Origin of the sequence: Vibrio sp. VB16 (genome assembly GCF_015594925.2) — a bacterium.
Taxonomy (GTDB): domain Bacteria; phylum Pseudomonadota; class Gammaproteobacteria; order Enterobacterales; family Vibrionaceae; genus Vibrio.
On the sequence record NZ_CP087590.1, the window covers coordinates 3192544 to 3206012 of the forward strand.

The window sequence follows — 13469 nt, forward strand, 5'->3', positions numbered from 1 at the left end:
GCGTTAAATACTTACTGTTTTTCTTTGATCTTCGCCATTTTGTAGTGCGTCTTCGACCTTCGCCATTTTGTGGAACTTTAGTGCTAAAATTGCACCAACTAAACCAATGACCGTAGTCGCGATGAAATATGCACGATAGCCGCCTTCGTTACCGAACGAGCTCCATAACATATTATTCATTTGCGGAATAAAGATATCTGGTAGGTAGCCGATCAAGCTAACACAACCGATTGCCGTGCCTGTTAAGGCTGCACTGATTTTTGCCTGACCCAATAATGACCAATAAGTACCACGGATAATGTAAGCAAACAGACCGGTTAGCAGAACTAGCCCGCTGATCACTGTCGTGTTTGCATGGCTAGAAATTAGGCCAAGTGCTAGTAAGCTTGCACTCCCCCCCAACAAGCCAAGACATACCGTAACCGCTTTACCAATTTTGTCCGCTAAGAAGCCGCCTAGAAAACCACCGACAGGACGCATCCATAGAACACCAACCATCACAGAACCGACAGCTACTGCGTCAAAACCAAGGTTTGCTTGAAGATGGCCGCCATAATAATATGTCGCCCAAAAAACTGAATAGCCGCAGAAGAGAATCAAACCGTGGATGTATACGAACTTATTCTTAAGGATCTGGCTAACATCAGAAAGCTTAAAGCCTTCTTCTTTATCGCCTTCACTCGCGCGTTCATCGTCAGTTTTAACAAATATGGCGACTAGAATCGCGATGGCGACTAAAGCGAACACGTACATATAAATGATCGCAGTTAGCGCTGTAGCCTTGTCTGCTAGCTCTACGCTATCACCTAAGGTTGCAGAGAATATAGCGAGTGCAATACTCCCAAGAGCGGCTTCCACCAAACCACGGCCACCATCAAGAAAACCAAAGAATCGACCTTCGTCTTCGGGGGTTGATAACATTTTGACAAGCTTCATATGCGCAGACCAGAACGTCAGAACAGAAAAGATACCCCAAACAATAAATACACCAACGACACCACTAAACGATGGAACTTGAGCGAACCAAAAACCACCTGCAGCGGTACCAAGTAAAGAAACAACCAATAGACCTTTTGCAGAGAATTTATCACTCAATACACCGCTTGGAAAATAGCCTGCAATAAACACCATACCTAGTATTGAATAAATATTATTGAGATCGGCTATATTCATCTGAAACACTTCAAGAATGGTTTCTTGATATTGCGCTTTCAAATAAACCAAGGGGAAGACCGCCCCCGCAGCGAGTATTACTAGCGCGAACTGAAAGTAGCGCGCCAAATTTGACTTATTCATGTTTCACCTTTATTTGATTAAATTAAATAGTATCTAACCCTAACCTTCACACATTATTAACGCGTAAAAATCCGAACTTTTTATTATTATTATTCATAATATTAATTAAAATTTCACCGCTCACTTAAGTAAGCGGTAATGGACGCCAATTAACTTTCGCCAGTTGAGGCCCTTATAATTAAAAGGGTATTAATGTTTCATTAGAATTGACTAAATACGGTTTCGATTGCATAAGCACCTGGATCTTTTGTCCCTGATAAACTGTCACTGTTTAGGTACGATGACCGACCTGCTTTCGCACTTGTCATTTTAACGGTTGATTCTGCGCCAAGTTTCGCCGCCTCAATCGCTGCAACGAAGTCATTCTTAACCCAAGCTTCTAGTGCAGGGTGAAGTGCATCGATCATAGTACGGTCACCTGGCTTCGCACCGCCGTACGCCATCATCTGATCTAGACCTGCTTGCAGTGCTTTTGGAAGCGAACCATTCAGTTCAAAATCACGACCTGCAGCGGTAAACATGATTGAAAGCAATACGCCAGAAGATCCACCCATGACGGACGTTAGGCAATCTGCAATCGTGGTTAACAGCTTTGATTTGTCTTGTAGAGGCAGCGCATTCGCTTTAAGTTGAGCAAGGACTTTACGTGCTCCAGCAGAAAAAGTAGAGCCTGTATCCCCATCACCAACGATTGAATCTAGATGGTTTAACTCGGCTTCAATGTCGATGATAGATTGACAAACTTTGCGCAGCACTAATGCCGTTTCTTCATCATGAGAGGGCTCAAACGCCTTCTTCACAATCAGGTTTTCACACTTGGCTACTGGCACTTTACGACGAGCAACGGCACCTGGCCATGCACCCGTTTCAACTTCTGCAGTTAATGCTTTAGTAATCTCATCATTCAATTGAATCGTGGAGATAGAGAAGCCTTTCATATCGATAGCCGTCATTAGCGAGCCGCTAACGATGAAGCTTGCTTGCTGACCTAGCTCTGACTCCATCAGTTCTTTGGCCACGATGTTCATCTCGATTGGAGATAGACCACCTAAATTGTTTAGGAGAATTGCGTTGTCGGTTGCTGGCTTCGCTTCAACAAGCTTACTTACCATGGTTGATACAAGATCTTTTGCTTTTGGTAAGTCGATGGTTGCAATACCCGCTTCCCCGTGAATACCCAAACCAAGCTCTGCTTTACCTTGTGCGATTCGATCATTGCTTTCACCAGGTAATGAACAGCTTGTTAGTGCGACACCGATAGAGGCCGTTTTTTCATGTGCATCAACGGCGGCTTGTTTCACTTCTTCAAGAGACCCACCGTTTTCGGCAACATAGCCTGCCACTTTCTGCACGAACAGCGTACCTGCAATACCACGTGGTTGAGGATTCTCTGGGATGGAGATGTCGTCACCAACAACGATCAGATCAACCTTACGCCCCATCTCTTTTGCTTTTTCTACTGCAAGGCCGAAGTTAAGGCGATCACCCGTGTAGTTTTTGATGATCACGAGACAGCCAGCGTCACCCGTTACATGAAGAATGGCACTAAGCACTGCATCCACACTTGGGGCAGCAAATAGGTCACCACATACTGCGGCAGTCAGCATGCCTTTACCTACAAAACCTGCATGTGCTGGCTCGTGGCCTGAACCTCCACCACAAATAATGGCGACTTTCTCTTTATTCCAATCATTACGAGCAACAACTTTAATATCATTATTAAAGTCTAATAAAATGAGATTTTCTTTTTGCGTTGTATATAAAGTGCCATGGATAGAATCCATCACAAACGACTCTTTTGAGTTTAAAATAAGATCTGACATGTATTTTCCTTAGTCCAATATTTTAAATATTCTGTTATTTACCAAGTTGGTGTGCAGTTAGAATCGCTGAGTAAACCGCGTCTGCTGTTACAGGGAATGGCATATTATGTATGGTTTCACCTTCCGCAGTTGCCCCTTCTGCTACTTCACGTAATTTGTCTTGGTTTAGCTCCTTCACACCCATTTCGAATAGGTTTGTTGGCAAGCCAACTGAGCGGCAGAAATTAAGGACGGTATTGATCTCTTCTAGTGGTGCATTCTCTAGAACTAGTTGAACGAGTGTACCGAATGCTACTTTTTCACCGTGGTATAGGTGGTGACACTCTTCTAGCTTCGTTAAGCCATTGTGAATGGCGTGTGCAGCGGCTAGACCACTACTTTCAAAACCAATGCCGCTTAAATACGTGTTTGCTTCAATAATATTTTCTACCGCTTTAGTGCTCACACCATTCTCTGCAGCAATTTTTGCTTTTAGACCATCTTCAAGCAGTGTTTCATAGCATAATTTTGCTAGAGCTTGAGCAGAGCGAGTTGGGGCACCGCCTGCCATTGTTGGTTTACCAGAAGTCATGTTTGCGCGAGCTTCGAAGTACGTAGAGAGTGCATCACCCATACCAGAAACAAGTAAGCGAACAGGTGCTTTTGCGATAACGGCTGTATCCATCACTACCATATTTGGGTTTTGTGGGAAGAGTAGGTACTCACTAAATTCACCTTCAGGAGTATAGATCACCGCGAGTGCACTGGTTGGGGCATCAGTAGAGGCGATAGTCGGCACCACGACTACTGGTACTTTCGCGTAGTACGCCACTGCCTTAGCGGTGTCTAATGTTTTGCCGCCACCGATACCGACGATTACATCGTTCTTCTGAGCTGAAGCGATATCGATAATACGGTCGATTTCTTGACGTGAACACTCGCCATTAAACACGTCCATAGCAAGTGACATTTCTTCTTTCTGGAAGCTCGCTTTTACCGTGTGGCCAACGAGACCTGTAACAAATTCGTCAGCGATAGCCAGTGGGTTTTCACCTAGGGCTTTCACGTAACCAGCGATTGAACTTAGTACGTTATCACCTTGTACGTATTTGCTTGGGCTAATAATAATCTTATCCATGGACCTTAAACCTTCTGTTTTTCAAAGTTAGGCTCATCCTATTATTGAGCTCTAAATTTCAGAAGAAATTAACGAGTATTAAAAGTCTAATTTTGACATCCACATCAATTAAAGCGATATACGTCTGTCATGACGACGAAAAATAGCAACTGGATCACGTTTACAAATCGACAACCTTAAAACCGTTTCATAATGTAACACCGAGCCACTCCGGTATGTTTCATTATGTAACGCTTATTTTCTATAATTTAAAATAAAATCAATAAGTTAAATTTTCTATTTTTAAATTACCTAAACATAAATACATCAAACTTAAATCTCGTAAAAAGCAACCAATTGGAAGCGGTACACTTGTATCTTTCAACGAATCAAGCAAGTCGACGTGTCTATCGGAAGAAAAAAGTGCGGCACCGGACCTAGCCACTAATGCTATTAGGCTAGAACCCTTTGAGAGTACGAATTGATGGTCAAAACTAAGTCTCATAATGGTCAATGTAGACTCGGGGGAAAATAACTGAGATATCGGGAGGTTGCGCTTACGGCACAAGGGAGATGGCATTCCCCAAGATATATATTCAACAATATTGCATTCGGAATATTTACATAAAAATTTATAAATGTGATTAGCTCACACTATCAATTATGGTTTGTACGGTTACAATAACTCTTTTATCCCTCTTTTATGGCCTAACTCGAATGCTTTCTATCGAAGATAGTAAAACTCGCTGGGAATTTTTCCAAAAGCATCAGTGGGTATCACTTGAGTTCTCACATTCCCCTATATTTCAATCTTGGCAACGCTGCGTAAAACAGATCAGTCCATATGATTGGTCAAGACCGCATATTGCCTCTGGTTACACCCTAGCTTCATTGATACGACGTACCGAACGAATCATCAACTGTGCGACCACACTCACTGAAGATACTTACGACTTATTGCGTGATGAGAAGCTACTGTTGATTATGACGGATGACAATGGTTGTGTGATGTTCATTATCGGTCACCATGAATTAGAATCTGAAATGGAAGCTTTGGGTATCAAAGCAGGCTGTTTTATGAGTGAGGATAAAATTGGTACCAACGCGGTCAGTCTTTCTATTGATACCAATATGCCCAGCGAGGTGTTTGCTGCCGAACATTTTAAACGTGACCTCCATGGATTTTCCACCGCCGCCGCCCCGATTATTGATACCTATGGCAAGCTACGTGGCACTATTTTGCTCGTTAAGAAAGTCGAGGACCACCATAGATATGATCTTGTTATCGCATCCTCGTGTGCCAAAGAGATCAGCCTTCAACTTCATATCCAAAGTGAACAGGAGAACATGAATCGTCTCCAGTCTGCTTATATTGCCACCTTGGAATACATGGATGATGGCATCATCTCATGGGATGGAGATAACCAACTTTCCCTTATAAGCCATCAAGCAGAAAAGCTGTTAAAGGTAAATAGTAACGACCTACTAGACAGCGACATATTCAACACTATCCGTTTTGCTCCTAATGTTGAAAACAGCATTAAACAAGGCAAGATGGTGCACCGTAAACAAACTACCTTTGAGGTAGATGGTGAATTTATTGAAGCTGTCATTACCTACAGCTACTTAGCTGACGGCACTAACCTGCTCTTTATTCATCCAATTGATGCGATCCGCGAACAACCTCAACAACCAATCACTGACAGTGCTAAGTACAACTTCGATAGCTTGCCGTTTATCTCACGTGAGATGAAACATGTGGTGACAGTTGGCCGCCGCGCAATTGAATCTCAAGCACCTATCTTGATCACTGGCGAAAAAGGGGTTGGCAAAACCAAGTTAGCAATGGCAATTCACAATGAGAGTGAGTATCGAGATGGACCTTTTATGACTCTCAACTGTCGTTCAACTGACCCTAAGCGGTTACTTCGTGAGGTTCTCGGTTTTGATGGGCAAAAAGGAGAACAGGGAGAACTGTCCAAGTTCGAACTGGCACATAATGGCACCCTCTACTTAGAGAATATCGAATATCTTGTTACCGACTTGCAAGCGACAATCCTTAATCTACTGAAAGTCGGTAGTATCAGTCGTAGTGGGAGTCAGCGCCTAATCCCTGTAAATTTTCAACTCATAACCAGCACCACAGTAAACATTAGTGAGTATGTATCTCAAGGTTCTTTTGGCCGTCAACTCTATTATGAAATCTCTACAAACGAATTACATATTCCGCCGATAAGAAAGCGCAAAGAAGACATAGAACATATGATCTTTAAAATGGTTAATAGTTATGAGAAACGCAATAATGTAACTATTACACTAAAAAAAGCGGTTATAGATATGCTGCTCAACTTCCATTGGGTAGGTAACAACTCTCAACTAAAAAACGTCATCGGACGTATGTTATTAAACCGCAGTTCAAACTTGGTTAAACTTGAAGATGTTCCAGACGAAATTAGGCGCCACTTTAAACGGAAATCAAACGCAGGATCGGCCGTAATGCCCCTAGAAGAGTTAGAAAAACAGGCGATCATCCAATCATGGAAGTTACTTAATGGTCATACGCAAGATATGGCTAAAGCTCTCAATATTAGTCGTACGACGCTATGGCGAAAAATTAAAAAATATGAGTTAACCGATATGATGAACACTAATCTAAATTAACTGCCCGTTACCGCTTGGCGTAGTGCCTTGATTAAAATAAGAGACGATGTTGCTCCAGGATCTTGGAAACCGATACTGCGTTCACCTAGGTAACTTGCACGACCTTTCTTAGCTTGCATTTCAATTGTTGCAACAACACTTTTTTCTGCTATTTCAACCATCTCATCGAACAAACGTTCAACCGAAACACCGCTATCTAGTTGTGGCATAATCGAGTTAAGGACCGGTAACCAGACATCACACATGGTCTTGTCCCCCTGCTCCGCTTTACCTCGAGAGATAACACCATCCACACCACACCTCAGTGAGCGAATAAGCTCTTCAAACGAAAGTTGTTCACGGTTACCGATCGCCGTTGATGTGAGAATAAATAAAGTACCGTAAAGAGGTCCACTTGCACCGCCAACACTTGAAAGAAGAGTCATACCTGTGTTCTTCAAAATAGTTGAGATATTTTGCTTCTCAACGGTTGGTAATTTCTCAATCACTTTTTTGAAACCACGGTTCATATTCCAACCGTGGTCAGCGTCGCCGATGTCTCGGTCAAGGTCAGTTAGGAAGTCTTGGTTTTCATCAAATGCCGTTGCACATAGCTCAAGCCAATGAATGATATGTTGTTTTTCAATTTGCATTGTTCTTTACTTCCTTGTTCGGAACCTTGATTACCATTTTATAGCCGCTGTATCGACTGGAGCATCAAATAGATCTACCATCTCTTTATCTACTTTTAGAAGCGTGATAGATACCCCTTCCATGTTTAGAGAAGTACAGTAGTTCCCGACCATGTTGCGCACGATATGGAAACGCTCTTTCTCACAGATTTCCGCAAGACGGCGGTAAACGCTGTATAACTCAGAAATTGGTGTACCGCCAAGACCGTTTATAATTGCGATATAGTCTTGGTCTTTTTCAAACTTTTCGATAGAAGATTCAACCTCATCCCATTCACCCTCTTTACGGTTCCAAATGCGCAGAGTACGGTTGTATTCCTGACTCTCTCTCAGCTCAACGAACATCTTGTCTACCAATTCGTCAGCGTTTGTATATGTGATACGCTCAATACCCGGTTCGCCATGGATACCGATACCGAACTCAACTTCGTTATCCGAAAGTTCAAATGATGGCTTACTAGCGGCTGGTACCACACACGCATTGAGTGCTACCGCGAGGGAACGGCAGTTATTGTTGACCCGACGACCTAGTTCTTCACATTCCTCTAATGAGTAACCTTTATCTGCTGCGGCACCAACAATTTTTTCGACCAGCACAGTGCCTGCAACACCGCGGCGACCTGAGGTATATAAACTACCCTTAACGGCGACATCATCATCAATAAGCACTGAGCCTACTTTTATGCCATCGGCATGAAGTAGCTCAACGGCAATTCCGAAGTTTAATACGTCACCCGTGTAGTTTTTGATTAAAAATAATACGCCTTCACCTGTATTTACTTGGTTAGCACACTCATACATTTGGTCAATAGTTGGGCGGATGAAAATTTCACCAGGACAAGCCCCCGTCAACATACCTTTACCCACAAAACCCACGTGTAGAGGCTCGTGACCACTCGCACCGCCAGATACTAATGCGACTTGACCACGCGATTGCTCATGCCATACATAGCGAGGCTCATAATTCACTTTAAGCTCTGGGCGAGATGCTACAAGGCCAGTCAACTGGTCTTGTACGACATCTTCAACGTTATTTATTAGTTTTTTCATTGTCCTGTCCCGCTAATTTCTTGGATTCCAAAGCATGCTCCAAATTTGGTCGATTTGGATACGAATCTTGCCTATTAGCATGGTCGTTCTCTTTTAGTAAAACAACAGCCAAAGACTTTAGCCTATATTGAATGTATTTTACTGTATCACTGATTCTTAAACACTTAGTTTTCTTGGTTATTGTGTTAATGCTCTCTTAACTGCTCTATCAAGAGCTTCAATCACGCCACCCCATATTCACTTGCTGTTCTAACTACGCTCCTACACTGCACCGGACATAAAAAACCTCCACTAAGTCAAACTTAATGGAGGTTAAAAAAACAATCAGTCTGTATTACTAGACGACAACTGCTGCCTAGCTTGCTACTTCATTATTCAACTGTGACTGCTTTTGCCAGGTTACGAGGTTGGTCCACATCGGTACCTTTAATAAGCGCGATATGATAAGAGAGTAACTGCATAGGTACTGTATAAAATATCGGAGCTACAATTTCATTTACGTGTGGCAGGGTAACGATCTTCATCCCTTCAACGGCTTCAAACCCCGCTTTCTCATCCGCAAATACATACAGTAAACCGCCACGAGCACGCACTTCTTCAACGTTCGACTTTAGCTTTTCAAGAAGGTCATTATTCGGTGCGACAACAACGACTGGCATATCTGCATCAATGAGTGCTAACGGCCCATGTTTAAGTTCACCAGCCGCATACGCCTCTGCATGAATGTAAGAGATCTCTTTGAGCTTAAGCGCCGCTTCCATCGCGATTGGGTAGAATTCACCGCGCCCTAAGAATAGGGTGTGTTGCTTGTCAGCAAAATCGACGGCTAGTGCTTCAATTTCTTTATCGTACGCAAGCGCAGCTTCGATTTGGACAGGTAATGCATGGATAGCTTGGACAATCTCTTTCTCTTTCTCCGCGTCAATTTGCTTGTTCTGCTTGCCAAGCGCAGTAACGAGCATGAGCATGGCGGCAAGCTGGGTCGTAAATGCCTTCGTCGATGCGACACCGATCTCTGTACCCGCACGAGTCATAAAGGCAAAGTCAGATTCGCGGACCAAAGAAGAACCCGATACGTTACAAATAGTCATTGCTGCCATGTAACCTTTCTCTTTAGCGAGACGAAGTGCCGCTAAAGTATCGGCTGTTTCACCTGACTGAGAAAGCGTAATTAATAAGCTATTAGGACGAACGACGAATTTACGGTAGCGAAACTCAGAGGCAATTTCAACGTCACAACTGACACCCGCCAGACCTTCGAACCAATATCTTGCAGCCATACCAGAGTTGTATGATGTTCCACATGCAATAATCTGAACATGCTCAACTTTAGACAGAATCTCCAACGCGTTGACACCGATACTTTCGATAATGACTGAATCTTGCGTAATGCGTCCTTCCATCGTGCTTTTTAATGCGGTTGGCTGTTCAAAGATCTCTTTCTGCATAAAGTGACGGTATTGACCTTTGTCACCAGCATCATGCTCAGCATTAGACTCAATAACTTCACGTTCGACCGCTTCACCATTTGCATCGATAACACGCACATCACGGCGAGTAATCTCGGCCACGTCGCCTTCTTCAAGGTACATGAATCGGCGAGTAACACTTAAAAGAGCCAATTGGTCAGAGGCAAGAAAGTTTTCGCCAATACCCAGACCAATAACAATTGGGCTACCTGAACGAGCAACAACAAGACGTTCAGGGTCGTTACGATCAACGATGACCGTACCGTATGCGCCGTCTAGCTGAGCCGCCGTTTTATGTAGAGCTTCAACTAAAGTATCAGAGCTGCGACGCTCCCACTCAACAAGGTGAGCGATGACCTCTGTATCCGTTTGAGACTCGAAAATGTACCCACGTTGTTTCAGCATTTGACGCAATGGCTCGTGGTTTTCGATAATACCGTTGTGAACAACGGTGATATCACCGGAAATATGGGGGTGTGCATTGATTTCAGAAGGTTCACCGTGGGTTGCCCATCTTGTATGCGCAATACCGGTACCACCTAATACATCTTGTTGCGCCACGGCATCAGCAAGCTCTTGCACTTTACCTAAACGACGAACACGTGTGAGTTTCTGGTCTGCATCAACCACAGCAACACCTGCGGAATCGTAGCCTCTATATTCTAATCGGCGTAAGCCTTCTACCAAGATTTCAACAACATCACGTTGTGCTACTGCACCAACTATTCCACACATGTAATTTCTCCAAATTTCAAATAATTTGTACTTTGCGAACCTATCATTCGTTCGCAATAATATTAGGATGCCCGAACAACTCGCACACCTTTAGATTCGATTGTTAGTTTCTGTTGATCGCTTAAATTTTCATCCGTAACCAAAACATCCACGCTTTGCCACGCAAGTTCCAGATTGGGAATTTTCCTACCAATTTTTTCGGATTCAATCATAACAATGACTTCTCTAGACACATCCGCCATCACTTGGCTCAATCCTATCAACTCATTAAATGTAGTGGTTCCACGCAATAAGTCGACACCATCAGCACCAATAAAGAGTTGGTCAAAGTCGTAAGACCGCAATACAGACTCAGCAACCTGTCCCTGAAAGGACTCAGACCTGATATCCCATGTGCCACCAGTCATGAGAAGGGTTGGTTCGTTTTCTAGCGCATTCAAAGCATTAGCAACATGCAATGAATTCGTCATCACTACTAGGCCTTGTTTGTAATTTAATTCCGGAATAAGGGCACCGGTAGTACTGCCACTATCGATCACAATGCGATTATGGTCATTAATTAGCTGAGCAGCCAACTTCGCAAGTTTTATCTTTCGATCCGAAACTTTATCGATGTTTTCATCATTAACGACCTCTTTAGGAATGGCGATAGCACCACCGTATCTCCTTAGGAGAAGGCCATTGGTTTCCAACGAAGCCAGATCTTTTCGAATGGTGACTTCAGAGGTGTCAAATTTCTGTGAAAGCGCTTCTACACTGACTTCCCCCAACTCTGAAACGATCTTTGCTATCGTGTGGCGTCTTAACTGTGTATTTCTTTTTGTCATAGACTGAAACTTATATATTACGAAACGAAAGTATTATATTTCAATTGAAACTTATTTGTCTATTTATTTCGAGCTAAAAATTAAACATTTTGAGCGTAAACTTTGTCCTAGAACAACTCTAGACAGTGATCTTGATCAGATTTTTTGTTAGAATTCGCGCCCTAAAGAAATTTAATTACAAAAAAAACCGTTATTTTTTTGCAACTTTTCGTCTTTAACATAGAGAATGCAAAAAAATAGTGATTTGAGCCATAGCAGGCTGCCGCGATGCGGCTACACTATATGAAAGATTTTACGCTCGTTTAGATAGCATAATTGATTGATGTAAATAGCAGCAAAAATGTTGTCATTTTCTTTCTTATGTTCTTCTAAACAACAACCAAACTTTAAAATGTAAACATACTTACCGGAGAGTATCTTCCATGAAAAAGACCAAAATCGTATGTACGATTGGCCCTAAGACTGAATCTGTAGAAAAATTAACTCAACTTGTTGATGCTGGCATGAATGTAATGCGCCTTAATTTCTCTCATGGTGATTTCGAAGAGCACGGCACACGTATCAAAAACTTCCGTTCTGTGATGGAAACTAAAGGTAAGCAACTTGCTATCCTTCTTGATACTAAAGGCCCTGAAATCCGTACTATCAAACTAGAAAACGGCAATGACGTTGATCTAGTCGCTGGTCAAGAATTCACTTTCACAACTGACATTACAGTTGTTGGTAACAAAGACGTCGTTGCTGTAACTTACGCGGGTTTCTCTAAAGACCTTACCGTTGGTGACACTATCCTAATCGATGATGGCCTAATCGAAATGGAAGTGATTGCAACGACTGATGCTGATGTTAAATGTAAAGTTCTTAACAACGGTGCTCTAGGCGAAAACAAAGGTGTAAACCTTCCTGGCGTTTCAGTTAAGCTTCCTGCGCTATCTGAAAAAGATAAAGCTGACCTTAAATTTGGTTGTGAGCAAGGCGTAGATTTCGTTGCGGCTTCTTTCATTCGTAAAGAAGAAGACGTTAAAGAAATCCGTGAGCTTCTCGTTGCTAACGGCGGCGAAAGCATTCACATCATCTCTAAAATTGAAAACCAAGAAGGTGTTGATAACTTCGACGCTATCCTTGCTGCCTCTGACGGCATCATGGTTGCTCGTGGTGATCTTGGTGTTGAGATCCCAGCTGAAGAAGTCATCTTCGCTCAGAAAATGATGATCGAAAAATGTAACCGCGCACGTAAAACGGTTATTACAGCCACTCAAATGCTTGACTCTATGATCAATAACCCACGCCCAACTCGTGCTGAAGCGGGCGATGTTGCTAACGCAGTAATGGATGGAACAGATGCAGTAATGCTTTCTGGTGAGACAGCGAAAGGCAAATACCCTGTTGAAGCAGTAACAATTATGGCTCAAATCTGTAACCGTACAGATAGAGTACTAAAAGCTGAACTCGGTGATCGCTTAGATAGCCCACGTTTACGTATCACTGAAGCAGTATGTAAAGGCGCAGTAGACACAGCTGAAAAACTAGCGGCTCCACTTATCGTTGTTGCAACTGACGGTGGTAAATCTGCTCGTTCAGTACGTAAATACTTCCCAACTGCAAATATTCTTGCACTTACTACTAACGAGAAAACGGCAGCACAGTTAGTTCTTACTAAAGGTGTTCGTCCAGTTGTTGTTGATTCAATCGCTAACACTGACGAATTCTATGTTAACGGTAAAGAGCTTGCGCTTAATACTGGCCTTGGCAAGAAAGGTGATATCGTCGTCATGGTTTCTGGTGCACTCGTTGCTTCAGGTACGACAAACACCGCGTCTGTACACGTACTATAAATTCAA

At 42.9% G+C, this 13469-nt stretch carries 9 protein-coding genes; 2 read left to right on the forward strand and 7 right to left on the reverse strand.

All coding sequences use genetic code 11. From position 1 onward, the window contains the following. Positions 1-3: 3 nt before the first annotated feature. The 3 genes from IUZ65_RS14560 to IUZ65_RS14570 all read right to left on the reverse strand — a co-directional run bounded on the left by IUZ65_RS14560 (position 4) and on the right by IUZ65_RS14570 (position 4236). On the reverse strand, positions 4-1296 hold the full coding sequence (locus tag IUZ65_RS14560) for an MFS transporter (RefSeq protein ID WP_195704399.1): 1293 nt from the start codon (positions 1294-1296) through the stop codon (positions 4-6). Positions 1297-1496: 200 nt separating this feature from the next. Next, positions 1497-3119 (reverse strand): dihydroxyacetone kinase subunit DhaK, encoded by a 1623-nt coding sequence (locus IUZ65_RS14565; RefSeq protein ID WP_195704400.1) that lies wholly within the window; start codon positions 3117-3119, stop codon positions 1497-1499. Between the two features lie 34 nt (positions 3120-3153). Beyond that, positions 3154-4236 carry a glycerol dehydrogenase gene (locus IUZ65_RS14570; RefSeq protein WP_195704401.1) on the reverse strand — a complete coding sequence of 361 codons (1083 nt, stop codon included), beginning with the start codon at positions 4234-4236 and terminating at the stop codon, positions 3154-3156. A 696-nt stretch (positions 4237-4932) separates the two neighbouring features. Between IUZ65_RS14570 and dhaR the strand changes: the two genes are divergently transcribed. Continuing rightward, the gene (gene dhaR / locus IUZ65_RS14575; RefSeq protein ID WP_195704402.1) at positions 4933-6876 is read left to right on the forward strand and encodes a dihydroxyacetone kinase operon transcriptional regulator DhaR; all 1944 of its coding nucleotides are present in this window, start codon (positions 4933-4935) and stop codon (positions 6874-6876) included. Here dhaR and dhaL read toward each other — a convergent pair. The 4 genes from dhaL to IUZ65_RS14595 all read right to left on the reverse strand — a co-directional run bounded on the left by dhaL (position 6873) and on the right by IUZ65_RS14595 (position 11628). Continuing rightward, a complete protein-coding gene (gene dhaL / locus IUZ65_RS14580) occupies positions 6873-7508 on the reverse strand; it encodes a dihydroxyacetone kinase subunit DhaL (protein ID WP_195704403.1) in 636 nt (211 codons plus the stop codon). The two genes, dhaR and dhaL, sit on opposite strands and share 4 nt — an antisense overlap. Positions 7509-7538: 30 nt before the next feature. Next, on the reverse strand, positions 7539-8597 hold the full coding sequence (gene dhaK / locus IUZ65_RS14585) for a dihydroxyacetone kinase subunit DhaK (RefSeq protein WP_195704404.1): 1059 nt from the start codon (positions 8595-8597) through the stop codon (positions 7539-7541). 371 nt (positions 8598-8968) lie between these two features. Continuing rightward, positions 8969-10801, reverse strand: a complete 1833-nt coding sequence (gene glmS / locus IUZ65_RS14590) for a glutamine--fructose-6-phosphate transaminase (isomerizing) (protein ID WP_195704405.1) — start codon at positions 10799-10801, stop codon at positions 8969-8971. A gap of 62 nt (positions 10802-10863) precedes the next feature. Beyond that, positions 10864-11628: a DeoR/GlpR family DNA-binding transcription regulator gene (locus tag IUZ65_RS14595; protein ID WP_195704406.1), complete on the reverse strand. Its 765-nt coding sequence runs from the start codon at positions 11626-11628 to the stop codon at positions 10864-10866. A 422-nt stretch (positions 11629-12050) separates the two neighbouring features. Here IUZ65_RS14595 and pykF point away from each other — a divergent pair, with 422 nt between their 5' ends. Beyond that, a complete protein-coding gene (gene pykF, locus IUZ65_RS14600; protein ID WP_195704407.1) occupies positions 12051-13463 on the forward strand; it encodes a pyruvate kinase PykF in 1413 nt (470 codons plus the stop codon). Positions 13464-13469 lie beyond the last annotated feature (6 nt).

What these genes read in the sequence shown, in the direction of transcription:
- IUZ65_RS14565 (WP_195704400.1), bottom strand. Translation starts at nt 3,119, where the DNA reads ATGTCAGATCTTATTTTAAACTCAAAAGAGTCGTTTGTGATGGATTCT.
- IUZ65_RS14595 (WP_195704406.1), bottom strand. Translation starts at nt 11,628, where the DNA reads ATGACAAAAAGAAATACACAGTTAAGACGCCACACGATAGCAAAGATC.
- pykF (WP_195704407.1), top strand. Translation starts at nt 12,051, where the DNA reads ATGAAAAAGACCAAAATCGTATGTACGATTGGCCCTAAGACTGAATCT.
- IUZ65_RS14560 (WP_195704399.1), bottom strand. Translation starts at nt 1,296, where the DNA reads ATGAATAAGTCAAATTTGGCGCGCTACTTTCAGTTCGCGCTAGTAATA.
- dhaK (WP_195704404.1), bottom strand. Translation starts at nt 8,597, where the DNA reads ATGAAAAAACTAATAAATAACGTTGAAGATGTCGTACAAGACCAGTTG.
- dhaR (WP_195704402.1), top strand. Translation starts at nt 4,933, where the DNA reads ATGCTTTCTATCGAAGATAGTAAAACTCGCTGGGAATTTTTCCAAAAG.
- IUZ65_RS14570 (WP_195704401.1), bottom strand. Translation starts at nt 4,236, where the DNA reads ATGGATAAGATTATTATTAGCCCAAGCAAATACGTACAAGGTGATAAC.
- dhaL (WP_195704403.1), bottom strand. Translation starts at nt 7,508, where the DNA reads ATGCAAATTGAAAAACAACATATCATTCATTGGCTTGAGCTATGTGCA.
- glmS (WP_195704405.1), bottom strand. Translation starts at nt 10,801, where the DNA reads ATGTGTGGAATAGTTGGTGCAGTAGCACAACGTGATGTTGTTGAAATC.